The organism is [Bacillus] caldolyticus, from assembly GCF_003595605.1.
Taxonomy (GTDB): Bacteria; Bacillota; Bacilli; order Bacillales; family Anoxybacillaceae; genus Geobacillus; species Geobacillus thermoleovorans.
The window spans coordinates 1,735,001-1,759,272 of the sequence record NZ_CP025074.1 but is presented as its reverse complement, the minus strand read 5'-3'; the positions used below and the strand labels follow the sequence as shown (position 1 = coordinate 1,759,272).

Here is a 24,272-nt window from a genome sequence, read left to right as displayed (position 1 = left end):
AACCCGCCGAAACCAGAGGCGGGTTGTCAGTTATAGTGAAGTATAAAGCTGTTCCCATTCGGCCAATAACGTTTCGACTCGCTGCTTCCGCTCGTCGTTTTCTTGAGTCAATCGTTGCATCGTTTCATAATCGCCGTAAACGGATGGATCACAAAGTTGCTGCTCGATCTCAACGATTTGTGCTTCAAGCGCTGCAATCTCGGCTTCGATTTCATCCAAGCGGCGTTGGCGCTGGCGCCGTCGTTTTTTTTCCTCTTTTTCTTGCTCGTATGTCGTTTTGGCAGAATCACTTGCCGTTTCTGTCGGGCGGACGTTCAGGAGCGCCAGTTCGCGCATTTCTTCTTTTTTGGCGATGTAGTAATCATAGTCGCCTAAGTATTCAGTTAGGCCTCCGCTGGAAAGTTCAAACACCTTTGTTGCGATTCGGTTGATGAAATAGCGGTCGTGGGAAACGAACAAAATCGTTCCCGGGTAGTCGATGAGCGCTTGCTCGAGCACTTCTTTGCTGTCGAGGTCTAGATGGTTTGTCGGTTCGTCCAAAAGGAGGACATTTGCTTTTTGCAGCATCAGCTTGGCGAGCGCCAGGCGTGCTTTCTCCCCGCCGCTTAAAGCGGAGACCGGTTTTAAGGCATCATCGCCGGAAAACAGGAAGTTGCCGAGCACAGTGCGAATTTCTTTTTCCGTCTTTTCGGGGTAGGCGTCCCACAGCTCGTCAAGCACCCGTTTGTTCGATGACAAATCAGCTTGGTCTTGATCGTAATAGCCGATTTGGACGTTTGCGCCGTAGCGGAGCTCTCCTGCTTGGATAGGGAGTTTTCGGGCGATCGCCTTCAGCAATGTCGACTTGCCGATGCCGTTCGGCCCGACTAGGGCGACGCTTTCGCCGCGCGTGATGCGGAAGCTGATTTGGCGGATGATGGGTGCACCGTCGCCATAGCCAACGGCTATGTCTTCAGCGGTGAGCACTTCATAGCCGCTCGGTCGATCGATCGAGAACGAAAAGGAGGCTGATTTTTCATCGCCGACAGGCCGTTCGAGCCGTTCTATTTTTTCCAGTTGCTTTCGCCGGCTTTGCGCCCGTTTGGCCGTCGAGGCACGGGCGATGTTGCGCTGGATGAAGTCTTGGAGTCGGGCGATTTCTTCTTGCTGTTTCTCGTACCGTCTTAACTCTTGTTCGTATTGCTCGGCCCGCAACTCCAAATAGCGGCTGTAGTTGCCGGCATAGTGTTTGAGCGTGGCATTCGACAGTTCGTATACGTCAGTGACGATTTTGTCTAAAAAGTAGCGGTCGTGGGAAACAACCAGGACGGCACCGGGATAGGCTTGCAAGTACTGCTCCAGCCAAGCGAGCGTCTCAAGATCCAAATGGTTCGTCGGCTCGTCCAAAATCAATAAATCCGGCTTGGACAACAGCAATTTCCCAAGGGCAAGACGCGTCCGCTGTCCGCCGCTTAACGACGAGATCGGCGTTGTTTTATAATCATATGAGGAAAACTGCAGCCCGTGCAAAACGGAGCGGATATCGGCTTCGTATTGGTAGCCGCCTTGTTCTTTGTATTGTTCTTGCAGCTCGTCATACGTTTTCAGCGTTTTTTCATAGCGAGCTGGATCGGCGAGTACGTCTGGGTCGCCGAGTTGCATGCTGAGTTCGGCGAGCTGTTTTTCGAGTCCTAGAAGCGGGGTGAATACCTCAAGCATTTCGTCCCAAATGGAACGCGGCGAGTCGAGCCCGCTGTTTTGCGCCAAATAGCCGATTTTGATATGGTTTGGTTTGATGATTTTGCCGCTGTCGAAAGAGAGTTCACCGGCGATGATTTTCAACAATGTCGATTTTCCTGCTCCGTTGCGGCCGACAAGGGCAATTCGGTCGCGGGACTGTATTTCTAGTTTTATATTCGATAAAATAAGGTCAGCGCCGAAATATTTCGTGAGCCCGTGCACTTGCAAAATGATCATGTCCGTCACCTCGCGAATAGTTTAACGTAAGTCGCGAAAACGGTCAAAGACGAATGATGAAAAATCGTGTATAGTGTATAAATGGAGGAGATTGTATTGTCATCGTTCACTCATTTCAATGAACAAGGGCGCGCGAAAATGGTTGATATTACGCACAAAGAAGATACTGTGCGAGTGGCTGTGGCGCAAACGAGCGTGACTGTCAGCCGGGAAATTTACGAAAAAATGACGAGCAATGCGATCGAGAAAGGGGATGTGCTCGCCGTCGCTCAAGTGGCGGGGGTGATGGCGGCGAAGAAGACAGCTGACCTTATTCCAATGTGTCACCCGCTTATGTTAAAGGGTGTGGACATTGCTTTTGCTTGGGAAAACGATGGAGAAGCGCATAAGCTCGTCATCACGGCAACGGTGAAAACGAAAGGGAGCACAGGAGTGGAAATGGAAGCGCTGACGGCCGCTTCGGTCTGTGCGTTGACAGTGTACGATATGTGCAAGGCGCTTGATAAAGGAATGGTCATCGGTCCGACGTATTTGGTCGAAAAAACGGGCGGGAAGTCTGGCCATTACCGACGGAAAACCGATTAGCTAGGGGATGAGATCATGAGCAACGAACAACCGAAAATTCCGCAGGCAACCGCCAAACGGCTGCCGCTTTACTATCGGTTTTTGAAAAACTTGCACGCTTCCGGCAAGCAACGCGTCTCCTCTGCCGAGTTGAGCGAGGCGGTGAAAGTCGATCCGGCGACGATCCGCCGCGATTTCTCCTATTTTGGTGCGCTTGGTAAAAAGGGATACGGGTATAATGTCAATTATTTGTTGTCGTTTTTCCGCCGGACGCTTGAAGAGGATGAGGTGACCGAAGTCGCCTTGTTTGGCGTCGGCAATTTAGGCACCGCCTTTTTAAACTATAATTTTTCGAAAAACAACAATACGAAAATCGTGATGGCGTTTGATGTCGATGAGCGGAAAGTAGGAACGACAGTCGGCGGGGTGCCGGTCTATCATCTCGATGAGTTGGAGGAGCGGCTTCACGAAAACATCCCGGTCGCCATTTTAACCGTGCCGGCCGCCGCGGCTCAAGCGCTGACCGACCGCCTTGTCGCCCAAGGAATTAAAGGCATTTTAAACTTTACTCCGGCGCGGTTGAACGTGCCGAACCATATTCGCGTCCATCATATCGATTTAGCCATTGAGCTGCAGTCGCTCGTCTATTTTTTGAAAAACTATCCATCGCCATCGTAAAAGGAGAGAACAACACATGAAATATTTGTTGCTCGTTGCTGCAATTTTGTTGCTGTTTGGCACGAAAAAGCTGCCGGAATTAGGGCGGTCGTTCGGCCAGTCGCTTCGCGAGTTTAAAGACGCCACAAAAGGGCTCGCTGATGACGAAGAAACGAAAACCGACCGATGACAAGGCAGGATGGAGAAACAATGAATGACAAAGAAATGTCGGTGTATGAGCATCTGGGTGAACTGCGAAAACGGCTCATCATCGTGCTCATCTTTTTTGCTGCGGCGCTTGTCGTTAGTTTCTTTTTTGTCGATGATGTCATTTTGTATTTGCAGCGAACGGCCGAGGCGAAGCATTTGACCATGAACGCCTTCCGCCTCACCGATCCGATTAAAGTGTATTTTCAGTTTGCCTTTGTCATCGCAGCTGTGCTGTCGACTCCGGTGCTGTTGTATCAAATTTGGGCGTTTGTCAGCCCCGGTCTGTATGAAAAAGAGCGGAAAGTGACGTTAAGCTATATCCCGGCGTCGATCGTTCTTTTTTTAGCAGGCGTCAGCTTCGCTTATTTCGTCTTGTTTCCGTTTGTCGTTCGATTTATGAGCCAGCTGGCTGACCAACTAGGGGTTCAACAAATGATCGGCATTAATGAATATTTTCAGTTTTTGCTTCAGCTCGTGCTGCCGTTTGGCATCGTATTTCAGCTTCCGATTGTTGTGCTGTTTTTTACCCGCTTAGGGCTTATTACGCCGCAGCTTCTTGTTCGCATCCGCAAGTATGCGTATTTAGCGCTGCTTATTTTAGCGGCGGTCATTACGCCGCCGGATGTGTTGTCGCAAGTGATCGTCATGATTCCGCTCACCATTTTGTATGAAGGAAGCATTTGGGTGGCGCGCATCGGCTATCGGAAAGCGCAGCGAGCAGTCGAGCAGGAAGGCAATGAGTGAGGCGGGACGAAAAACATTGAGAGGAAAGCGAGCAAGGCCGGGCCAAACGAAGGGGCTGTCTCAAAAGCCGCAAAACAGGGTTTTGAGGCCGGCCTCTTGTTTTTTTGTTTCCATTTTCACGATATGATCACCGTCATGGGATTGATGTTCTGGTCCCTTCCCGCGCGAATCACGGGAAGGGGGTCAGCGTTTTGAGGCGAAAAGAAGGCGAAGGGCGGTGCCGAAATCAAAGGCAGCGAGCGCCGCTAAAGCGATGGTGGAGACGTTCCAAACCGTTTCATGAGCACTTTCGATGGCCAAATACGTAAACATTGAGCCTAAGACGAAATACAGAAGCGAAAACAGCCGAGGGTTTCGCATCATAGCCAAACCCTCCAAACGGCGAGCGGCAGCTCGGACTGGCGCATCATTTTCTCAATCTCGTCGGCCAATAGCGTCTGCATGACGACGACGAACGTATTCATGGCGACATGGGCGAAAATCGGTACGAAAATGCGTCCGGTTTTTGCGTATAAAAACGCGAATACCATCCCCATGGATGTGTACAGAAGCAAATGTTCCGGCTCCATATGGACAATGGCAAACAAGAGCGAACTGACAAGCGCAGCAAGCCAAAAGTTGTATTTTTCATAAAGCGAGCCGAAAATGATTTTGCGGAAGATGAGCTCTTCCAAAATCGGGCCGATGACGGAGGTGACGACGACCAACAGCGGCGTCAGGCGGATGATATCGATGATTTGCCTTGTATTTTCCGACCCTGGTTTGATGCCGAGCAGCCGCCATTCGATGTTGGCGGCGATGCTTTGGGCCGCGAGCGCCAAAAAGACGCCCAAGACCGCCCACATCCACGAGGAAGCAAGCGGCAGCCGCCGCATCATTCGTTCGTTGCGGTCACCGCGGAGCAGCCATAGGATAATGACAAAAGCGAGCAGGAAACTAATGATCGCCCAATACCCGGAAGCCAGTTTGGCGGCTTCGAGGCGGCTTTCCGTTCCTTGGCCGACGCCGAGGGCGCGAAGAAGCGGCACGCCGACAAAGGCGGACAGCTGCATGACGATATACGTGATGATGACGTACCAGTGGTTGCGTTTCAAACCCTCTACCCCTTTTATTTCAAATTATATCCGTATTGTAGCACATGTATGGCGAAAATAGTAAGAAAACTGCATCCTCGCATCCCACCTGACCGCCGTAAAAAAAATTAACCGGAGCCGTTTATCAGTCCGAGGAATGTGAAATAATGAAAATGAGCTCCGCGCGGATGGGGAGTAGAGGCAAAACAACCGGCTCCTTTTTGCTCTTTCTTCTTTAGGAGAGAAAAACAGTTATTTTTTTGCATTTCCTACTTGCAAAACCGAAAGAAGTTCATTAATATTATAAGTGTGTTAGCACTCGATAGTGATGAGTGCTAATAAGAACGGTGAAAACTATCGTTAAGGAGGTTGTTCCCCGTGTTGAAGCCATTAGGCGATCGCATTGTCATTGAAGTCGTGGAAACAGAAGAAAAAACGGCTAGCGGTATCGTGCTGCCGGATACGGCGAAAGAAAAACCGCAAGAAGGACGCGTTGTTGCTGTCGGTGCAGGCCGCGTGCTCGATAACGGCCAACGCATCGCTCCGGAAGTCGAAGTTGGCGACCGCATTATCTTCTCGAAATATGCGGGCACAGAAGTGAAATACGACGGCAAAGAATACTTAATTTTGCGCGAAAGCGATATTTTGGCTGTCATCCGCTAATATATGCGTTCATCACATAAACATTCCGAAAACATTGCTAGATGCTTAACTCGGATACTTAACTTGTGGCACGCAGTCCAACAATATTCATAAGGAGGTAACGGGGTATGGCAAAACAAATCAAGTTCAGCGAAGAAGCGCGCCGTGCGATGTTGCGCGGGGTGGACAAACTCGCAGACGCAGTGAAAGTCACATTAGGTCCGAAAGGCCGCAACGTCGTATTGGAGAAAAAATTCGGTTCGCCGCTCATCACGAATGACGGGGTAACAATCGCGAAAGAAATCGAACTCGAAGATCCGTTTGAAAACATGGGCGCGAAACTTGTCGCTGAAGTCGCCAGCAAAACGAACGACATCGCTGGGGACGGTACAACAACCGCTACGGTATTGGCTCAAGCGATGATCCGTGAAGGCTTGAAAAACGTGGCTGCTGGTGCCAACCCGATGGGCATCCGCCGCGGGATTGAAAAAGCGGTTGCGGTTGCTGTTGAAGAATTAAAAGCCATCTCCAAACCGATCAAAGGGAAAGAGTCGATCGCCCAAGTGGCTGCGATTTCGGCTGCTGACGAAGAAGTCGGTCAATTGATTGCTGAAGCGATGGAACGCGTTGGCAATGACGGCGTCATCACGCTTGAAGAATCGAAAGGCTTCACGACGGAACTCGACGTTGTCGAAGGGATGCAATTCGACCGCGGTTACGTTTCACCGTACATGATTACGGATACGGAAAAAATGGAAGCTGTCCTTGAAAATCCGTACATCCTCATCACGGACAAAAAAGTATCGAGCATTCAAGAACTGTTGCCGGTCTTAGAACAAGTCGTCCAACAAGGCCGTCCGCTCCTGATCATTGCGGAAGATGTTGAAGGCGAAGCATTGGCGACGCTTGTTGTCAACAAACTGCGCGGCACGTTCAATGCGGTTGCTGTCAAAGCGCCTGGCTTCGGCGATCGCCGCAAAGCGATGCTCGAAGACATTGCGATTTTGACAGGCGGCGAAGTGATCTCGGAAGAGCTTGGCCGTGAATTAAAATCGACGACGATCGCGTCGCTTGGTCGTGCGGCGAAAGTTGTTGTCACGAAAGAAACGACGACCATCGTCGAAGGCGCTGGCGATTCGGAGCGCATCAAAGCGCGCATCAACCAAATCCGTGCGCAGCTTGAAGAAACGACGTCCGAATTCGATCGCGAAAAACTGCAAGAACGCTTGGCGAAATTGGCTGGCGGCGTAGCGGTCATCAAAGTCGGTGCGGCAACAGAAACAGAATTGAAAGAACGCAAACTGCGCATCGAAGACGCGCTCAACTCGACTCGTGCGGCTGTTGAAGAAGGCATTGTCGCCGGCGGTGGCACGGCTCTCATGAACATCTACAACAAAGTCGCTGCCATCGAAGCGGAAGGCGATGAAGCAACCGGCGTGAAAATCGTATTGCGCGCGATCGAAGAACCGGTTCGTCAAATCGCGCAAAACGCTGGTCTGGAAGGCTCGATCATCGTTGAGCGCCTGAAAAACGAAAAACCGGGCATCGGCTTCAATGCGGCAACAGGTGAATGGGTCGACATGATCGAAGCTGGTATCGTTGACCCGACGAAAGTCACTCGTTCGGCGCTGCAAAACGCTGCATCTGTCGCCGCAATGGTCTTGACGACAGAAGCGGTCGTTGCCGACAAACCGGAAGAAAACAAAGGCAACAACAACATGCCGGATATGGGCGGCATGATGTAATCATCGCCTCCAATCCTTTGGAACACTGGGGTTCTCCCCGGTGTTCTTTTTGTTTTGACCACATTTTGACCACGAAAATCACAAATTTTTGATGAAGTTGCTCATAAGCTCGCTAAATTTCTGCGAAGCTCTTTCTTCCAAATCTTTTGTTAGATGCGCATAAATGTTCATGGTTGTTTCGATATCTGCATGGCCGAGGCGCTGCTGGATTTCTTTGATTCCCACTCCTGCTTCAATAAGTAAACTATATACCATGCAACATAAAGAGTTAACTTCTCATCCTGCACACCCTAAGCGTTGCAGCACTTCCTCCGGACGTTCGTGGATGTAGTTGACAAACCGAGCAATGGCCTGGACGATATCGTTTCGATTTTTGTGAAACACATTGGCGATCACGGTGTCTTTCAGCCATTTCCACAAGCGTTCGATCGGGTTCAGTTGCGGAGAATACGGAGGAAGGTAAATAAAGTGAAAACACTGTCCTTCTTCCCGCAAAAACTCCTTGACCATTTTGGCATGGTGAATGCGGGCGTTATCCAACACCAAAACCATGAGACGGTCTAAATAGCGCTCTTTGAGCATTCTCAAGAAATCCAAGAACGTCGCGGCATTGGCAGCGGTCGTTTGATGAAGCACCGTTTCACCATCATGGACGTTGACCGCGCCAAACAGCGATACGTGGGCATGATGGCCAAACGTCGGCACTTGTTTTTGGCGGCCGACTTCCGACCATGTGGACCGCAAGACATGGTAAGAGCGGATATGGGTTTCATCGATGTACAGAAGAACAGCATCTTCTGTCTCCTTGGTGATCAAGTTTTTTTTATCAGATCCATTTGTTTTTCAAATTGTTTTTGCTCATCCAGATTTCCTTTCGCCAGTGTGTACGTCGGTCGTGTCCACGACAGCCCTTTGCGGTGCAGGAGTTTTCGCAGCGCTTCGCGGGAAATGGAAACACCGAATTGCTTTGCGACATAGGATTGCAGGAGTTTGGTGTTCCACGCCGAAGCGACGTCCCAGCCCAGTTCCGCGGGAGTAGTGGTCAACACAAGCTGTTTGATCTTTTCCTGCTGTTCTTCGGTGAGAAACGGCTCCCGCCCGGGGGCGAAATCCCGATGAAGCAGGAGTTCAAGGCCGCCTTCGTTGAACAGCGACACATAATGGGAAACGGTTTGTCGGCACACGTTGACCATGGAAGCCGCCTCTTTGCCCAAATAGCCTTCCATGACCAGGCGGACGGCCATCACACGTTGGCGGAGATGAGCGTTTTTGATCTTCCGTTCCTGCTTGCGGAGTTTCCGGGGCGTCCATCCATGGTTGTCGGTGATTTTGAGGCGTTTCATGCAGAATTCCGCTCCTTTTCCATGTTTTTCATTAGGAGCAGTATAACCAGAGTGGGCACCGCTTATGCGAAGGTTAACTTTTCAATGAGCATGTATATAGTACTGCGAATATTTTTTTGTTTTAATACAAAATTTCGACAATATTTTCGATCAAAAACAGTTAATATCGGAATGAATGGATAAAGCTTTGAAATGGGGGGCTAATGATGTACGTTGTAGATGGGGCTAGCAGAATCATCTATTATCCATCAAATTATACAAATTATCTATGGAGTGGGCAAACGCTGAAAAGAGGTGATCGAAATGATTATGTGAAGACATTGCAATCTTGGCTTTATAAAGCCGGATTTAATCCCGGGGGAATTGATGGAGTTTACGGAGCAAATACAGAGAAGGCTGTGAAGGAATTTCAGAAGAAGGTTGGAATCACGGCCGATGGAATTGCGGGGAAACAAACGTACCAAGCTCTGCAAAAGTATGTCAGAACACAAACGACATTGTCCCGATCAAACTCATCAAGCAGCAATGATCATTGGACAGGTCAGACGCTTAGAGAAGGAAGCAAAGGAGAAGATGTAAAGGAATTACAAAGAATGTTAAATTCGGCAGGATATAATGTTAAAGTAGATGGTGTATATGGTTCCGAGACAGAGGGAGCTGTAAGAAGTTTTCAAAAATTAGTTGGTATATCTGTTGATGGTATAGCTGGGGCGCAAACTTATAGAAGTCTAAAGTCTTATATCTCATCAAAAGCTAATAAGGGCGTAACAGTTGATATATCTAAAGAAGCACAAAGACTTCAAAAAGAGGCAGAGGAAAAGAAGAAACAGGAATTAGCTAAGTCACTAATGGATGTGGTCACCGATTTTGTTCCTGTTGTTGGTCAATTTAAAGACGCATATAATCTTGTCAATACTTTATTTAATCCTAATGCTACTGCTAAAGAAGTTGGATTAGCATTATTTGCATTCATACCTGTTATTGGAGACTTAAAAGACTTAAAAAATATTGGGAAAGCAGTCGATGTAATCAAATCGACGGTAAGAAAAGGAACAGATAAAATTGATGATGCTGCAGTCAAATTCATTTCAGATAAAATAAACAATATTGACGCAGGAACATTATTAAATTATTCTGAAGATAAAGGTCATACAATTCTAAAACATGTTTCTTTAAAAGATAATGAATTAATTGATCGTATGAAATCAGAAAGAAAAGACGTAAGTACTTATACTAATAAAACTACTGCCAATAATGTGATTGAACTAACAATAAAAGCCAATGCTGATAAAATTGCTGATTGGCTGTTAAACTCCGAAAGTACAACATTAAGTCTAAATTATAAATATAAACATCCGGTGGGAAGAGGAGTTAAAAGGGGGGCAAATAAAATTGATTATGACCTAAGAAATACTTTCACATTATTAAAAAGAGATCCTAATTCTCCATATGGTTTTTATATTGTTACATCTTATCCGAAGTGGTGATGAATATGATGGAAATTGAGAGAAAATTTAAGACGCTTAAATACTTTGTAGACGGATATTATAATCAATCAATCGATGATCATGAATTTGACGACATGATTAGAGAATTTAGAGATGAAGAACCAGAGAGTTTGGTTAACGCATTAAGAGCTGAATTAGCTGAATTACAGAAACTAATAGACAATGGGGATAGAGAAACATTTAAAAAAGTAGAGATTTTATTGCATGATAATAGTTTACGATATATTGAGTTTGAAGATGGTCAAGCGTTTATTAATCGTGTTTTAAATGTTCTGGATAATAAAAACTAAAATAAAAAGTAACTATTCAGCCACATCATAAAGTGAGCTGAATATTTTCTTCTTTCCTTGTCTATGATGTGAATACTGATAGACAAGGAGGTGAATCGCATGTTGACGGTACAACAAGCTGTATTTACAGTTGAGAGCTTAATCGGCAAAGTCCAACAACAAAAACAGCTCATTCATCAACTCATTCAAGAAAATGAACATTTGCGTCACGAAAACAAACAACTACGCAAAGAAAATGAACAACTGAAGTACCGTGTTCAAGAGCTGGAAGCACGCACGAAAAAAAACAGCTCCAATAGCCATTTGCCCCCATCTTCTGACCGTTTTGAGAAAAAGCGTTCCTCCCGCGAGCCGTCTGGCAAAAAGCCTGGTGGGCAAGAGGGACATGAGGGGAAGACGCTCCGTCAAGTGGAACATCCACATCATCGTGTCGTCCACCGTGTGCATACGTGTCAAGGATGTGGAGCTTCTTTGTGTGAAGTCAAACCGTTCAAAGTCGATATCCGTCAAGTGTTTGATGTCCCTCCTGTGGCGATCGAGGTGACACAACATGAACGTGAAGTGAAATCGTGTCCACATTGTCGATGCGTGCAACAAGCCGAATTCCCATCCCATGTCACGAATCATGTGCAATACGGTCCACGGCTCACGGCGCTCGTTGTTTATTTACATCATATCCAATTGATCCCGTACAAGCGTTTAAGTGATACAATCGAAGCGTTATATCAACACTCGATTAGTACGGGAACTCTTGCCAATATGGTGAAACGAGGACGCGAATCGTTGGAATCAAATATGGACATCATCGAAGATGCCTTACTTGAATCCAACATCCTGCATGTCGATGAAACGAGTTTGCGCATCAATGGGAAACTCGCATGGGTGCATGTCGCGTGTACATCGAGATATACATACTTGGCTCCTCACGCTTCTCGTGGAAAAAAAGCGACCGATGATATCGGGATTCTTCCCCGATATGAAGGGACGATGATGCACGATGCGTTCGGTACGTATCCGAAATACACACATGCCACCCATGCCCTTTGTCATGCCCACCATTTGCGTGAGTTAAAAGGATTCATCGAACAGGGGCATACGTGGGCGATGCGCATGACCACGTTTCTGTTAGCCGCCAAGCAAGCCGTCGAAGCCCATCACGGTGCACTTTCCGAAGAAGAAGCGAGACGGTGGGAACGAGTGTATGATCGCATCCTAGAAAGAGCACAACACCGATTAGAAACGATGACGCCTCTTCCGAAAAAAGCACTCGCTTTTGTTCGACGCCTTCAAAAACGAAAGGAAGAAGCGCTGCGTTTCTTACGTGAAGTACATGTTCCCTTTGATAACAACCAAGCCGAACGCGATCTTCGCATGGTCAAAGTCAAAGAGAACATTTCGGGTACGTTTCGCGAAGAAACATTCGCGCAGTCGTTTTGCATCGCAAGAAGCATCGTTTCCACACTGACGAAACACGAAAAAAACGTGTGGGATTCGTTATGTCTTCTGTTGGCAGGCGAAACGATCGATCGAGTTCTTTCCGCTACCTAGGGCATTTTCTATGACCGAAATGCCCTATTTGTGCTGGGCTTTTTTATACACTAGCACTGGGGTGAATAGTTACAATAAAAAAGGCGGAATATGAGCAACGAAAAGAGGCGGAGTGATCCGCCTTTTTTTTGACCACGTGACCACATTGTGACCACGAATTTAATCAAAAATTATATTTTTTATTGGATATTTAAACCTTACAAGTCTCTAAAAATCCCTATAATTCAACATTTAACAGACTTAAAGAAACTTTGATGTCCATTGATAAGCGATGGGCGGCATGATGTAATCCGCCTAGCGAAACAAAGAACACTGGGAGTAATCCCGGTGTTCTTTTTCTTTTTGCCGCTGGGCAGTAGTCAAATTGAACGTGAAGCTTTGCACTCGGGGCGGCAGGATGGAGCTTGAGTTCTTTGACGAGCAGCGGCGGGGCCGCAGCATCAGCAACCACTCCGCGGCGGCCTGTCGACCACGTATAAATCCCGAGCCGGTGGTCGACCGTTTCGCTGTTGATAGTCAACGTTAATGTAGGCAGCTTGATATCACCGAATGAACAGTCGGAAAGCCATAGAAGAAGCAAAATAAGAAGCGGGGCCCATCGTTTCTTCATTGTCGAACCATTCCCCTTTTTTGAATATAGGCGTCTTTTTAGCCGCTTCGTTGCGTTGATCCGGCTGAAAATGGGAATAAAAATGTAATGGGGATGTCGATGCAAAGGAGGACAACGCAATGAACGAACGAATCGAACGCGACTCGATCGGCGAGGTGCGGGTGCCGGCCGATAAATACTGGGGGGCGCAGACGGAGCGGAGCCGGCAAAACTTCCGCATCGGCAAAGAAACGATGCCGCTTGAACTCATTTACGCCTATGCCGAGTTGAAAAAAGCGGCGGCCATCGTCAACCATCGAGCCGGGAAACTGAGCGAAGCGAAGCAGCGGGCGATTGTGGCCGCGTGCGAGGAAATTTTGGCGGGCCAATGGGATGACCATTTTCCGCTCGTCGTTTGGCAGACGGGAAGTGGGACGCAGACGAACATGAACGTCAATGAAGTCGTGGCGAGACGGGCGAGCGAGCTGCTGGATGAGGGGGAAGGGCGCATTCACCCAAACGATGATGTGAACATGTCGCAAAGCTCGAACGACACATTCCCAACTGTGATGCATATCGCGATCTTCACGAAGATCCAAACGCACCTCCTGCCAGCGCTTGATGGCTTGATCAGGACATTCGCGACCAAAGAACGCCAATATGGGAAGACGATCAAAATCGGGCGCACCCACTTGCAAGATGCGACGCCGCTCACATTTGGACAAGAGATTTCCGGCTGGCGGGCGATGCTAGAGAAAAGCAAAATGATGATTAGCGAAGCGGCCGACAAGCTGCTCGATTTGGCGATCGGCGGCACCGCGGTTGGCACCGGAATCAATGCGCCGCCAGCGTTTGGCGAACAAGTCGCCAAACAGCTGCACGCTCAAACCGGCTACCCGTTCCGCTCTGCCGCCAACAAATTTCACGCGCTGACCAGCCATGATGAGATCGTGTATGTCCACGGAGCGTTGAAAGCGCTCGCCGCCGATTTGATGAAAATCGCCAACGATATCCGCTGGCTGGCGAGCGGGCCGCGCTCCGGGCTCGGGGAGATCACGATTCCAGCCAATGAACCCGGAAGCTCGATCATGCCGGGGAAAGTGAATCCGACGCAAAGCGAAGCGATGACGATGGTCGCTGTGCAAGTGTTCGGCAATGACGCCACGATCGGCTTTGCGGCGAGCCAAGGCAACTTCCAATTAAATGTGTTCAAGCCGGTCATCGCCTATAACGCCATTCAGTCCGTGCAGCTGCTCGGCGATGTGATCCGCTCGTTTGATGAACGGTGCGCCCAAGGGCTGGAGGCGAACGAAGCGAAAATGAAAGAATACGTGGACCGCTCACTCATGCTCGTGACGGCGTTGAGCCCGCATATCGGCTACGACCGGGCGGCGGAAATCGCCAAGCTCGCCCATCGCGAAGGGTTGACGCTCAAGGAAGCGGCGTTGAAAACCGGGTATGTCACGGCGGAGCAGTACGAGGAATGGGTGAGACCGGAGAAGATGATTTAGTGGCATAAAACGCTGGGAGCGAACAGGGGGCTAAAAAACAGGGCTGTTCCAAAAGGTCGTCTGTCTTCAAGATCAACACAACTATACGAAACGCTCAGGCAGCGCGCATAGTAGTGGGGGACAAGGGTGTTCCGGTCTTCAGGATACGACGCCGGAAGCGGCGTTCTTTTTTTGTACCATGAGAACGAGGGTGTTCCGTTTGGGACACCCTCGTTTTCCGTTGTGACAGCCTTCTCGCCAGCTGGCTGCCTTGCATGAGGCAAATGTTAGGCAAACAGGCGAATAAGTTCATTAATCGACAAGACGGCAAACAGCGCCAAGCACAGGGCGAGCAACGCATTTGACAGCCAATGGTTCCTTCCTTCATCTGGAAGCGCTTTTTTCGAGTTGAGCAAGTAAAGCAGTGTGACGGCCAAAAACGGCATAAACAGCGCTCCAAGCGCCCCGTAGGCGATAATAAGACCGACCGGCTTGCCGATAAAATGTAAGAGCATCGGCGGAAAAGTGAGCCAAAAGACGTAGAAGCGAAACGCTTTCGACTGGTTGAGCGACTCGGTGCCAATCGGCGTTTTTCGCATGTTGCGAACAAAATCGGCGAACAAATAGGAAACGCCGTTCCAAACGCCGATGACGGATGTAAACGATGCCGACCAAAAACCAAGCAAAAAGAGCCACCGGGCGGCTGGATGCAGCTCATTGCCCATGATCGAGGCAAACGAGACAAGCCCTTGTTCGCCGCTGATCGAGGTATTCGTTCCGTAGAGAAGAGCGGCGCCTAAAATCAGGAGCGACAACGTAAAAATTGCTGTCACAATGTAGGCAACAGCGGAATCGTAACGCATTGGCGATACGTAGGACCGGCCTTTCCAGCCGTTTTCCTGAAGCCAATATCCGTAAGACGCCATGGTAATCGAGCCGCCGACGCCTCCGATCAGCCCGAGAGCATACAAAAGCGACCCTTTTGGCAAATCAGGAACGGCGGTTTTCCAAAGATCGTTCAGCTGTGGCAACACAAGCAGTGCCGAACCAACAACCGTCACAAACATCAGTCCGACGAGCACGTTCATCACCCGTTCAAACAGTTGGAACCGCCCCGACCAAGTGATGGCGAAACCAGCGAGGCCATGGATGATTGCCCACGCCCAAAGCGGAATCGATGGGATCATCGCCGACATCGCCAGCGCGCACGATGATGTGCCCGCCGCTCCGTAAACAAATCCCCAAATGATCGCATACACCCCAAAGTAGATGGACGCCCATTTCCCCATCGACTGCCAGCCTTCGAAAATCGTTTTTCCGCTTAATAAATGCCAGCGCCCGACTCCTTCGTTCAGCACGAATTTGAACACAGCCCCGACGATAATCGCCCACATGAAAACAAGGCCGTAGTTCGTTCCTGCGACAAGGGCCGCGACTAAGTCGCCGGCGCCGACCCCGGTGGCGGCGACGATCAACCCAGGGCCGATCATCTTCCACTTCGATTTCCCCATTTTTTCTCCTTCCCCCTTTGTTGCAAACCGATTCCAAAAGTTGTGTATATTCGATATTATATTAATAGTATAAACTAGATATTGTCTACTGCTAAAAGTCCCATTGATCACCATAAAAGGAGTTTGATGTAATGAACGAACCGTTGCTTCCCGCGCTTGAACAAGTTGTTCGCAATGTAGAACAAGTCATTGTTGGAAAACGCCGAGTGATTGTGCTCAGTTTAACAGCGCTGTTGGCCAAAGGACACGTATTGCTTGAAGATGTGCCAGGCGTTGGCAAGACGATGCTTGTGCGCGCGCTGGCGAAATCGTTCAGCGCCGAGCTGAAACGGATTCAATTTACGCCAGATTTGTTGCCGAGCGATGTGATTGGCGTTTCTGTCTATAACCCGAAAGAGCAGCAGTTTGAGTATAAACCCGGACCGATTGTCGCCCATATCGTGCTCGCTGACGAGATCAACCGGACGTCGCCGAAAACGCAGTCGGCGCTTCTTGAGGCGATGGAAGAAGGAAGCGTGACGGTCGATGGCGTCACCCGAGTGCTGCCGCAGCCGTTTTTTGTCATGGCGACGCAAAACCCGATTGAATATGAAGGGACGTATCCACTTCCGGAAGCACAGTTGGATCGGTTTTTGCTGAAATTGCAGATGGGCTATCCGTCACATGATGAGGAAATCGAAATGTTAAACCGGCTTGAAAAAACAGCGCCGCTCTCGGAGATCGGTCCAGTCATGTCGCTTGAGGAATTGCTTGCCTTGCAACGGAAGGTGACGGATGTGCATGTGAGTGATGCGGTGAAAGGATACATCGTTGAGCTTGTCCAACAAAGCCGTACGCATGAAGCGGTCTATTTGGGCGTCAGCCCGCGCGGGTCGGTCGCCTTGATGAAAGCGGCGCAGGCGTACGCGTTCATCCATGGCCGCGATTTTGTCATCCCCGATGATGTCCAGCAGCTCGCTCCCTATGTGCTCGCCCACCGCCTGCTCGTCCGTCCGGAAGCAAAATGGGACAAGCTTGATGGGGAAACTATCGTTGCGCAACTGATTGCCCGTACACCGGTACCGGTGCGAGGGCGGCGATAAAGATGAAACGGAATTGGCGCCGTTGGTTTGCTTTCACCGGTTTGTTACTTTTGGCGGCTGTCTTGTTTTCATACGCCATGTTTCAAGGCGGGTTTGTCAGTTGGTTTTTGTTTTACAGCTTTTTGCCGTTCGGTTTGTATGCGTTCTTGGTCGCGATGTATCCGCTTCGACGCGCCGCGGTAAGCCGGACGGTGCCGGCGCGGCGCTACCATGCGGGTGAATCGATTCCGGTGATGGTTCGTATCGAGTTGCCGTGGGCGGTTCCGCTGGCGGCGCTTGCTGTTGCTGAGGAAGGGCGGAAGCACGGAGGAGAGATGATTGCGATTGCTTGGCCGTTTCGCCGCCACCTTTCTTGTACATGGCCGCTTTCCTTGCCGCGCGGCCGTCATCAATTGGAAGCTGTTCGCTTGGAAGCGCGCGATGTCTTTGGCTGGGTGAACAAAACGGCATCGTTTTATGCCCCGTGCACGGTTATCGTCTATCCACGTTATATCCAATGGCCGCCTGAGATGGTGCGCGAATGGTTTGCCCAAGGAAAAGCTGCGCGCACACTTGCCTATCGCCGCGATATGGCCGTGGCGGCCGGCGCCCGTGAATACGTGCCTGGGGACAAAATGTCGTGGGTGCATTGGAAGGCGTCAGCGCGCAGACAGGAACTGATGACCAAAGAGTTTGATGAACAGCGCAATGACGATTGGATCGTTGTGCTCGACGGCACCGCTTCTCCATGGTTTGAGGAGCTTGTCACGTTAGCGGCTTCCGTATCGAAGGCGTTGATGGATGAAGGGGTGCCGGTCGGGCTGCTCGTTGCTGGAAAAGAGCGTTCTTTCTTAGCGCCGCGCCGCCATGACGGACAGTGGCAGTCGATTCTTCTCCGGTTGGCGGAAGTGGACGTCGGCGGCCAAGAGCCGCTCGCGCATGTTTTAGCTGAGGAGGCGAGCTGGAGGACGGCTGCTGGTTGCATCATTGTGACGTCCGCGTTGTCCGCCCAGTTGGCCGGGCAGCTCCGAGCAATGGCGCCAAAACGCCATATTGTTCTGTATGTTGTCAGCCGTGAATGGGGAGAGGATGAGCGGAATTGGGCGGACAGGCTTCGCCGCAGCGGAGTGTATGTGTCGCGCATTGACCCGCAGGCGTTGCAAACCGTCCGGCAAGGAGGAGGAGATGGATGAGACCGTTAGGGGCAAACATGTTATCTACCGTGCTGCCTAACGCCCTAGCCGCTTGGCTGCTCACGGAATGGCTTTGGCCGTTAGAGGCCGTCACCGATACAGCGCATATAGGTGTGTTTGTATCATTTGTCGCCCTTTGTTTCGGACTTCATTTGCTCCGTGTTCCCATATGGCTTTCCGCGCTCGGAAAAATGGTTTATATATGGTGGGCGCTTTCTCGCCTATTTTCTTTTGCTTCGATCGCCGCTTTGTCTCATGCGCTTTGGCGGGATAGCACCGTCTGGTTGTCGGGCGATTGGTCTTCTATGCCGGGCGATGCGCTGCGCACCTTTGTCTTTTTTCTGCTGTTATGGGCCGTTTCGTTCCTGTTGCATTGGCTTATTGTACGGCGGAATCGGTGGTTTGTCCCATACGCGTTGACAGTTGGGTATATCGCTGTGCTTGATACGTTTCTGCCATATAGCGGCAACGGGGCGATCCTTCGTCTTGTTGCGCTCGGCTTTTTTGCCTTTGTTTGGTTCCAGGGTGAAGAGCTGCAGGCAAAAGAGCCGTCTTTTCGCATCGGAAAGTGGCGGGCGGCCGCTCTGTTCATTCCTGCCGTCGCTCTTGCGGTTGGGTATGCGGGTCCGAAGCTGCCGCCGCAATGGCCGGATCCGGTGGCGTTTATCCGCAGCTATCACGCCCAGCCGGAAGAAACGAACGATGACTCACCTTCTCCTGGTGTGGCAAAAGTGGGATATGGGCAAAATGATTCCCGCCTCGGCGGGCCGTTTATCGCGGATGATACCGTCGTCTTTACGGCGAAAGATCGAGGGCTTCATTACTGGCGGATTGAGACGAAAGATATTTACACCGGCAAGGGATGGGAAGTGTTTCCGAGCGAGCAAGTCCGCTCGTTTGCCAACGGCGAAGAGCTCAAGTATGAATGGTGGAGCGATCAAGTTGAGACAGTGGAGCAAAAGGCGGAGATCGAGCGGCGCAATCAAGGGTTTCATCTCGTTTATCCGCTTGGGTTGCGGCGGGTGGAAGCAGCCGAACCGGTCGTGTACCGCATGGATGTGGCGACAGAGAAAATTTATACGACCGATGACAGGGCGAATGCGTTCCCTGTTGGCAAGTATTCATTGACCTATTGGGAGCCGGATTTTCCGATTGCGGCGTTGCGCGCCGCGCCCCCAGTTCGAGACCCTCTTCTGTTGAAACGATATACGCAGTTGCCAAAGACGCTTCCGCAAAGGGTGCGCGACTTGGCGAAGCAAATCGCCGCCGGAGAACAGACGGCTTACGACAAAGTGAGAGCCATTGAGCAGTATTTTCAACTTGGGCAATATACGTACGAAACAAAGGATGTCGCCGTTCCAAAAGAGAACGAAGATTACGTCGATCAATTTTTATTTGAAACAAAACGGGGGTATTGCGACAATTTTTCGACTTCTATGGTCGTGCTCGTGCGTTCGCTCGGCATTCCGGCGCGCTGGGTGAAAGGCTATACGTCCGGAAGGCTGGTCAGCGAGCAAGACGGGGAAAATCTTTACGAAATCCGCAACCATGACGCTCATGCGTGGGTTGAGGTGTATTTTGAAGGCGTCGGCTGGGTGCCGTTTGAGCCAACGCGGGGGTTTGTCAACCCGTATGCGTTTTCACTTTCTCAACAGAATGAGGAGCAACAAGCGCAGCCCTCGCAGCCGGAACCACAGGCACAGCCGCGCGTGCCGCTTGAACAATTGATCAAACGATCATCGCCAGAGCAAGACCGCCATTGGTGGGAGAAGCTGGCCGACAGTTGGTCATGGCAAATGGTGCTGGGCGTGTTCGCGATGCTAGCGGCATTGGGCGGAACGATTTACACGACAAGACGAAAATGGTGGCCGCGCCTTACGCTCCTTCGATTCCGCCGCCGCCAAGTTGACGGCCCGGAATGGCTTGTCCCCGCTTACTTGGCATTGTTGCGTCAGCTGCATGACTACGGGCTGAAACGAAAAGAAGAGGAAACGTTGCGTCAGTACGCCATCCAAGTGGATCGTTTATTCGAAACCGATGAAATGGAACGTTTGACCAAATCGTATGAACAAGCGGTCTACGGCGCAAACAGCAGCCGGATCGATTTCCGTGAGGCGCGCCAATTGTGGGAAAATTTAATAAAAAGGACGATCTCTTGACCGCCTGCCGGCAAGTTGATAGAATGAATTCAAATTTGCATACGGATAGACGAAAGCCCTTCATCCTATTTCGCGCAGGAGACTCCCACTTCAACGACCAAAGGGAGTAAGTGGGAGAGGAATGCGCGTTCCCCCCTTTCTTTTGTGTATGATAGAATAAAGGCGTGGAGAAAACCGTTCAATAAAGGCACTCCAATCACGGCTACTCGATGTATGGAGTTGGTTACAGAAAACGTTGTAACCGTAAAACATCGAGCGTAGGTCCGTCTGTTGTGTGTGGAAGCCAAGTACTGCCAACAGACACACCGAGAGAATCGGTAACGATGCAGGCATGACCTGCGTCGTTGGGTAGTCGTCAACCTGCCCCCTGATGCAACCCCAAGTCAAGGAAGGAGGACGAAGTCCGTTTGCACTTCTGGGGAGTTGCAAGCCCCCACTTCAAGCGTTAGCGAAGTGGGGGTAGTTGACATAAGCGCAAGAATATGGCTTGTGCGTCTCTACCGGGCCGCCGTAAACGGCCCGACTATGAAGGCAGAAGACGCTGCTATTCTGCCTTCATCCATATTTTGGGCAATGGCAGCGTTTATTTTTTGGACGGGGTGGAGAACATGAATCAAGGAATGATCGTCGTATTGGACTTCGGAAGCCAATATAACCAACTGATCACCCGCCGCATCCGTGAATTTGGCGTGTACAGCGAATTGCACCCGCATACGATTCGCGCCGACGAGATTCGCGCGTTGAACGCCAAGGGGATCATTTTTTCCGGCGGCCCGAACAGCGTATATGATGAGCAGGCGTTTCGGTGCGACCCGGCGATTTTTGAGCTCGGGCTGCCGATTTTAGGGATTTGCTACGGGATGCAGCTGATGGCGCACCACTTAGGCGGCAAAGTGGAAAAGGCGTCGCACCGCGAGTACGGGAAGGCGCTCATTCAAGTGAAAAACGACTCCCTGTTGTTCCACGGTTTGCCGGACGAGCAAGTCGTCTGGATGAGCCATGGCGATTTGGTGACCGCTCCGCCTGACGGCTTTGTCGTAGATGCCACAAGCCCTTCCTGCCCGATCGCAGCGATGAGCGATGAACGGCGGAAGTGGTATGGAGTGCAGTTTCATCCCGAAGTGCGCCACTCGGTCTACGGCAACGATTTGTTGAAGAAGTTTGTTTTCGATGTATGCGGCTGCCGGGGCGACTGGACGATGGAAAACTTCATCGATGAGCAGGTGCGTCGCATCCGCGAACAAGTGGGCGAAAAAAGAGTGTTGTGCGCCTTAAGCGGCGGGGTTGACTCGTCGGTTGCGGCTGTATTGGTGCACCGCGCCATTGGCGATCAACTTACTTGTATTTTCGTCGACCATGGCCTTTTGCGCAAAGGTGAAGCCGAAAGCGTCATGAAGACGTTCCGTGAGCAGTTCCAAATGAATGTCATTAAAGTTGATGCGAAAGACCGCTTTTTGGCGAAACTCAAAGGGGTTACGGACCCGGAACAAAAGCGGAAAATCATCGGCAACGAGTTTATTTACGTATTTGACGACGAGGCGGCGAAGCTTGAAGGCATTGAATTTTTAGTGCAAGGGACGCTCTATACCGACATTATCGAAAGCGGCACGGCGACGGCGCAAACGATCAAATCGCACCATAACGTCGGCGGTTTGCCGGAAGATATGAAATTCGAACTGATCGAACCGCTCAATACGCTGTTTAAAGACGAAGTGCGCGCTCTTGGCACACAATTAGGCATTCCGGACGAAATCGTTTGGCGCCAGCCGTTCCCGGGTCCGGGGCTTGGCATTCGCGTCCTTGGCGAGGTGACGGAAGAAAAATTGGAAATCGTTCGCGAATCGGATGCGATTTTGCGCGAAGAAGTGAAAAAAGCGGGGTTGGACCGCGACATTTGGCAATATTTCACTGTTCTTCCCGACATCCGCAGCGTCGGGGTGATGGGTGATGCCCGCACGTACGATTATACGGTCGCCATCCGCGCCGTAACCTCGATCGACGGGATGACCGCCGATTGGGCCCGCATTCCGTGGGATGTGCTGGAACGCATTTCAACGCGCATCGTCAACGAAGTGCCGCACGTCAACCGCGTCGTCTACGATATTACAAGCAAGCCTCCGGCGACGATTGAGTGGGAATAAAAACGAACAAAAGACGAGCATTTCCAAAGAAATGTTCGTCTTTTTTCTTGACAAGCGACCGACAGGCTGATACAATAGCCGTGGAATCATGAATATTGTCGAATTCCGTCGTATAATCCCGGGAATATGGCTCGGGAGTTTCTACCAAGCTACCGTAAATAGCTTGACTACGAGGGATGTGAAATAGAGAGCCGATGTCCTCTCTCTGTTCGTCATTCCTTCTTAGTCAACGCTTCTGGTAGCTGCAGAAGCGTTTTTATTCTTTATAGGGGGGACAGACGTGAGAAAGTATTTTCAGTTTGATGAGCTCGGCACGAATTATCGGACGGAGATCATCGCCGGGCTGACGACGTTTTTGTCGATGGCGTACATTTTGTTCGTCAACCCATTTACCTTGTCGTTAGGGGCGGTGAAAGATTTTCCTGACGAACTGCGCATTGACCAAGGAGCCGTCTTTGTCGCCACGGCTTTGGCGGCGGCATACGGGTCGATTTTAATGGGAGTGCTGGCCCGCTACCCGATCGCCTTGGCGCCGGGGATGGGGCTGAACGCTTTCTTCGCCTTCACGGTCGTCTTGCATATGGGCATTCCGTGGCAAACGGCCTTGGCGGGAGTGTTTGTTTCCGGCATCATTTTTACGATTTTATCGCTCACCGGCATTCGAGAAAAAATCATCGATGCCATTCCCGTTGAACTGAAATATGCCGTCAGCGCCGGAATTGGGCTGTTCATCACGTTCATCGGCTTGCAAAACGCTGGAATTATTGTCGATAACAAAGCAACGCTCGTCGGATTAAGTTCGTTGAAAGACGGCAATACACTGTTGGCCATTTTTGGATTGTTCATTACTGTTGTTTTGATGGTAAGAAAAGTAAACGGCGGCGTCTTTTACGGCATGGTCATTACCGCGATTGTCGGCATGATTTTCGGTTTGATCAAAGTGCCGCATCAAATTGTCGGCGCTATTCCGGACATTTCACCAACCTTCGGTGTAGCGATCAAGCATTTGCCGGACATTTTCTCGTGGAAAATGCTCGGTGTTGTCTTAACGTTCTTTATTGTCGACTTTTTCGATGCGACTGGCACGCTCTTGGCTGTCGCCAACCAAGCCGGGTTGTTGAAAAACAATAAACTGCCGCGCGCCGGCAAAGCGCTGCTTGTCGATGCGACAGCGGTGATGGTTGGGGCGGTGTTCGGCACATCGACAACGACGTCGTACATCGAATCGTCAGCCGGCGTCGCCGCTGGAGGACGCTCAGGGTTTTCCGCGGTCGTGACGGGGATTTTGTTCTTGCTGGCGTTGTTCTTCTCGCCGCTGTTAAGCGTCATTACCGCACCGGTCACCGCGCCAGCGCTCATCATCGTCGGGGTATTAATGGCCTCGTCGATCGGCGAAATTGACTGGAAGAAGTTCGAAGTCGCTGTACCGGCATTCTTCACGCTCATCACGATGCCGCTTTCCTACAGCATCGCCACTGGGATTGCCGTTGGCTTCATCTTCTACCCGATCACGATGATTTTAAAAGGCCGCGGCAAAGACGTGCATCCGCTGTTGTATGTGCTGTTTGTCGTTTTTATTTGTTACTTCGTCTTTTTGCGGGAATAGTAACGGAGACGCAAGACTGTTCCAAAAGGCAGTTTGGATAGCCTTTCGGAGCAGTCTTTTTTGTATGTCTTAAAAGGTCGGTCAAGGATTGCAGAAATTTGCTGCTGGCAATGGTTTTGAGGCAGGGATTTGGCATCGTGGCCAATTGGCCGGTGTCATTGGAATTCATTATATTGATCGAGTGAATCGAAAAACGAGCATTGGCTACTGGCTTGGCGAATCGTTTCAAGGAATGGGATTGA

Annotated in this window: 22 protein-coding genes, 2 pseudogenes and 2 riboswitches (1 of these 26 cut by a window edge); of the genes and pseudogenes, 16 read left to right on the top strand and 8 right to left on the bottom strand. The window is 50.4% G+C overall.

Annotation, left to right across the window (positions count from 1 at the left end):
* Nucleotides 1-30 precede the first annotated feature (30 nt).
* Complete coding sequence (locus tag CWI35_RS09095; protein WP_119877682.1) at nt 31-1,956, bottom strand: ABC-F family ATP-binding cassette domain-containing protein; 1,926 nt, start codon at nt 1,954-1,956, stop codon at nt 31-33.
* 96 nt (nt 1,957-2,052) lie between these two features.
* On the opposite strand from CWI35_RS09095, the gene moaC reads away from it, so the two are divergent.
* Genes moaC through tatC form a run of 4 tightly spaced genes read left to right on the top strand, consistent with a single transcriptional unit; the run spans nt 2,053 to nt 4,131 of the window.
* Complete coding sequence (gene moaC, locus CWI35_RS09090) at nt 2,053-2,541, top strand: cyclic pyranopterin monophosphate synthase MoaC (RefSeq protein WP_011229750.1); 489 nt, start codon at nt 2,053-2,055, stop codon at nt 2,539-2,541.
* A gap of 15 nt (nt 2,542-2,556) precedes the next feature.
* Nucleotides 2,557-3,198 carry a redox-sensing transcriptional repressor Rex gene (locus tag CWI35_RS09085; protein WP_013144051.1) on the top strand — a complete coding sequence of 214 codons (642 nt, stop codon included), beginning with the start codon at nt 2,557-2,559 and terminating at the stop codon, nt 3,196-3,198.
* Nucleotides 3,199-3,214: 16 nt separating this feature from the next.
* Nucleotides 3,215-3,367: a twin-arginine translocase TatA/TatE family subunit gene (gene tatA, locus CWI35_RS09080; protein ID WP_011229752.1), complete on the top strand. Its 153-nt coding sequence runs from the start codon at nt 3,215-3,217 to the stop codon at nt 3,365-3,367.
* Nucleotides 3,368-3,387: 20 nt separating this feature from the next.
* On the top strand, nt 3,388-4,131 hold the full coding sequence (gene tatC, locus CWI35_RS09075; protein WP_119877681.1) for a twin-arginine translocase subunit TatC: 744 nt from the start codon (nt 3,388-3,390) through the stop codon (nt 4,129-4,131).
* Nucleotides 4,132-4,314: 183 nt separating this feature from the next.
* Here the strand turns inward: tatC and CWI35_RS09065 are convergent, their stop codons facing one another.
* A complete protein-coding gene (locus tag CWI35_RS09065; RefSeq protein WP_013522803.1) occupies nt 4,315-4,494 on the bottom strand; it encodes a YdiK family protein in 180 nt (59 codons plus the stop codon).
* Complete coding sequence (locus tag CWI35_RS09060; RefSeq protein ID WP_023634042.1) at nt 4,491-5,225, bottom strand: CPBP family intramembrane glutamic endopeptidase; 735 nt, start codon at nt 5,223-5,225, stop codon at nt 4,491-4,493. Before CWI35_RS09060 ends, CWI35_RS09065 begins: the two co-directional genes overlap by 4 nt.
* Before the next feature lie 357 nt (nt 5,226-5,582).
* On the opposite strand from CWI35_RS09060, the gene groES reads away from it, so the two are divergent.
* Entirely contained in the window at nt 5,583-5,867 is a 285-nt protein-coding gene (gene groES, locus CWI35_RS09055) for a co-chaperone GroES (protein ID WP_013144057.1), read from the top strand.
* 107 nt (nt 5,868-5,974) lie between these two features.
* Complete coding sequence (gene groL / locus CWI35_RS09050) at nt 5,975-7,591, top strand: chaperonin GroEL (RefSeq protein WP_011229758.1); 1,617 nt, start codon at nt 5,975-5,977, stop codon at nt 7,589-7,591.
* A 78-nt stretch (nt 7,592-7,669) separates the two neighbouring features.
* On the opposite strand, the pseudogene CWI35_RS09045 reads toward groL, so the two are convergent.
* The 3 genes and pseudogenes from CWI35_RS09045 to CWI35_RS18445 form a co-directional block, all read right to left on the bottom strand.
* Nucleotides 7,670-7,837, bottom strand: a pseudogene (locus CWI35_RS09045) (tyrosine-type recombinase/integrase); the annotation flags it as partial.
* Between the two features lie 30 nt (nt 7,838-7,867).
* The gene (locus CWI35_RS18450; protein ID WP_240432097.1) at nt 7,868-8,407 is read right to left on the bottom strand and encodes an IS630 family transposase; all 540 of its coding nucleotides are present in this window, start codon (nt 8,405-8,407) and stop codon (nt 7,868-7,870) included.
* Nucleotides 8,404-8,934: a helix-turn-helix domain-containing protein gene (locus CWI35_RS18445; protein WP_205536302.1), complete on the bottom strand. Its 531-nt coding sequence runs from the start codon at nt 8,932-8,934 to the stop codon at nt 8,404-8,406. The genes CWI35_RS18450 and CWI35_RS18445 overlap by 4 nt, the downstream gene beginning before the upstream one ends.
* Before the next feature lie 206 nt (nt 8,935-9,140).
* On the opposite strand from CWI35_RS18445, the gene CWI35_RS09035 reads away from it, so the two are divergent.
* The 3 genes from CWI35_RS09035 (at nt 9,141) to CWI35_RS09025 (ending at nt 12,280) form a co-directional block, all read left to right on the top strand.
* The gene (locus tag CWI35_RS09035; protein WP_119877679.1) at nt 9,141-10,421 is read left to right on the top strand and encodes a peptidoglycan-binding protein; all 1,281 of its coding nucleotides are present in this window, start codon (nt 9,141-9,143) and stop codon (nt 10,419-10,421) included.
* Nucleotides 10,422-10,426: 5 nt separating this feature from the next.
* Entirely contained in the window at nt 10,427-10,732 is a 306-nt protein-coding gene (locus tag CWI35_RS09030; RefSeq protein ID WP_019417960.1) for a contact-dependent growth inhibition system immunity protein, read from the top strand.
* A gap of 99 nt (nt 10,733-10,831) precedes the next feature.
* Nucleotides 10,832-12,280: an IS66-like element ISBst12 family transposase gene (locus CWI35_RS09025; RefSeq protein ID WP_119877678.1), complete on the top strand. Its 1,449-nt coding sequence runs from the start codon at nt 10,832-10,834 to the stop codon at nt 12,278-12,280.
* 217 nt (nt 12,281-12,497) lie between these two features.
* On the opposite strand, the gene CWI35_RS09020 is transcribed toward CWI35_RS09025, so the two are convergent.
* The gene (locus tag CWI35_RS09020) at nt 12,498-12,890 is read right to left on the bottom strand and encodes a hypothetical protein (protein WP_014194754.1); all 393 of its coding nucleotides are present in this window, start codon (nt 12,888-12,890) and stop codon (nt 12,498-12,500) included.
* 119 nt (nt 12,891-13,009) lie between these two features.
* Between CWI35_RS09020 and fumC the strand changes: the two genes are divergently transcribed.
* Nucleotides 13,010-14,380 carry a class II fumarate hydratase gene (fumC, locus tag CWI35_RS09015; RefSeq protein WP_119877677.1) on the top strand — a complete coding sequence of 457 codons (1,371 nt, stop codon included), beginning with the start codon at nt 13,010-13,012 and terminating at the stop codon, nt 14,378-14,380.
* Nucleotides 14,381-14,646: 266 nt separating this feature from the next.
* Here the strand turns inward: fumC and CWI35_RS09010 are convergent, their stop codons facing one another.
* Entirely contained in the window at nt 14,647-15,870 is a 1,224-nt protein-coding gene (locus CWI35_RS09010; RefSeq protein WP_119877676.1) for an Nramp family divalent metal transporter, read from the bottom strand.
* Nucleotides 15,871-16,001: 131 nt separating this feature from the next.
* Between CWI35_RS09010 and CWI35_RS09005 the strand changes: the two genes are divergently transcribed.
* The 6 genes and pseudogenes from CWI35_RS09005 to CWI35_RS08975 all read left to right on the top strand — a co-directional run.
* On the top strand, nt 16,002-16,952 hold the full coding sequence (locus CWI35_RS09005) for an AAA family ATPase (protein ID WP_119877675.1): 951 nt from the start codon (nt 16,002-16,004) through the stop codon (nt 16,950-16,952).
* A 2-nt stretch (nt 16,953-16,954) separates the two neighbouring features.
* A complete protein-coding gene (locus tag CWI35_RS09000) occupies nt 16,955-18,124 on the top strand; it encodes a DUF58 domain-containing protein (RefSeq protein WP_119877674.1) in 1,170 nt (389 codons plus the stop codon).
* Nucleotides 18,121-20,283 carry a transglutaminase TgpA family protein gene (locus CWI35_RS08995; RefSeq protein ID WP_119877673.1) on the top strand — a complete coding sequence of 721 codons (2,163 nt, stop codon included), beginning with the start codon at nt 18,121-18,123 and terminating at the stop codon, nt 20,281-20,283. The genes CWI35_RS09000 and CWI35_RS08995 overlap by 4 nt, the downstream gene beginning before the upstream one ends.
* A 468-nt stretch (nt 20,284-20,751) precedes the next feature.
* A riboswitch (purine riboswitch) is annotated at nt 20,752-20,808 on the top strand.
* Between the two features lie 83 nt (nt 20,809-20,891).
* Nucleotides 20,892-22,424, top strand: a complete 1,533-nt coding sequence (gene guaA, locus CWI35_RS08985; RefSeq protein WP_119877672.1) for a glutamine-hydrolyzing GMP synthase — start codon at nt 20,892-20,894, stop codon at nt 22,422-22,424.
* An 88-nt stretch (nt 22,425-22,512) separates the two neighbouring features.
* Nucleotides 22,513-22,614: riboswitch (purine riboswitch) on the top strand.
* 90 nt (nt 22,615-22,704) lie between these two features.
* Nucleotides 22,705-24,030 (top strand): NCS2 family permease, encoded by a 1,326-nt coding sequence (locus CWI35_RS08980; RefSeq protein WP_011229764.1) that lies wholly within the window; start codon nt 22,705-22,707, stop codon nt 24,028-24,030.
* A 76-nt stretch (nt 24,031-24,106) separates the two neighbouring features.
* Nucleotides 24,107-24,272: pseudogene (locus tag CWI35_RS08975) on the top strand (GNAT family N-acetyltransferase) (its annotated part continues 218 nt past the right edge of the window); the annotation flags it as partial.

Bases quoted from the DNA above. Each gene is read 5' to 3' on its own strand.
- CWI35_RS09095 (WP_119877682.1), bottom strand. From the start codon at position 1,956: ATGATCATTTTGCAAGTGCACGGGCTCACGAAATATTTCGGCGCTGAC.
- CWI35_RS09085 (WP_013144051.1), top strand. From the start codon at position 2,557: ATGAGCAACGAACAACCGAAAATTCCGCAGGCAACCGCCAAACGGCTG.
- tatA (WP_011229752.1), top strand. From the start codon at position 3,215: ATGAAATATTTGTTGCTCGTTGCTGCAATTTTGTTGCTGTTTGGCACG.
- tatC (WP_119877681.1), top strand. From the start codon at position 3,388: ATGAATGACAAAGAAATGTCGGTGTATGAGCATCTGGGTGAACTGCGA.
- CWI35_RS09065 (WP_013522803.1), bottom strand. From the start codon at position 4,494: ATGATGCGAAACCCTCGGCTGTTTTCGCTTCTGTATTTCGTCTTAGGC.
- groL (WP_011229758.1), top strand. From the start codon at position 5,975: ATGGCAAAACAAATCAAGTTCAGCGAAGAAGCGCGCCGTGCGATGTTG.
- CWI35_RS18445 (WP_205536302.1), bottom strand. From the start codon at position 8,934: ATGAAACGCCTCAAAATCACCGACAACCATGGATGGACGCCCCGGAAA.
- CWI35_RS09035 (WP_119877679.1), top strand. From the start codon at position 9,141: ATGTACGTTGTAGATGGGGCTAGCAGAATCATCTATTATCCATCAAAT.
- CWI35_RS09030 (WP_019417960.1), top strand. From the start codon at position 10,427: ATGATGGAAATTGAGAGAAAATTTAAGACGCTTAAATACTTTGTAGAC.
- CWI35_RS09025 (WP_119877678.1), top strand. From the start codon at position 10,832: ATGTTGACGGTACAACAAGCTGTATTTACAGTTGAGAGCTTAATCGGC.
- CWI35_RS09020 (WP_014194754.1), bottom strand. From the start codon at position 12,890: ATGAAGAAACGATGGGCCCCGCTTCTTATTTTGCTTCTTCTATGGCTT.
- fumC (WP_119877677.1), top strand. From the start codon at position 13,010: ATGAACGAACGAATCGAACGCGACTCGATCGGCGAGGTGCGGGTGCCG.
- CWI35_RS09010 (WP_119877676.1), bottom strand. From the start codon at position 15,870: ATGGGGAAATCGAAGTGGAAGATGATCGGCCCTGGGTTGATCGTCGCC.
- CWI35_RS09005 (WP_119877675.1), top strand. From the start codon at position 16,002: ATGAACGAACCGTTGCTTCCCGCGCTTGAACAAGTTGTTCGCAATGTA.
- CWI35_RS09000 (WP_119877674.1), top strand. From the start codon at position 16,955: ATGAAACGGAATTGGCGCCGTTGGTTTGCTTTCACCGGTTTGTTACTT.
- CWI35_RS08995 (WP_119877673.1), top strand. From the start codon at position 18,121: ATGAGACCGTTAGGGGCAAACATGTTATCTACCGTGCTGCCTAACGCC.
- guaA (WP_119877672.1), top strand. From the start codon at position 20,892: ATGAATCAAGGAATGATCGTCGTATTGGACTTCGGAAGCCAATATAAC.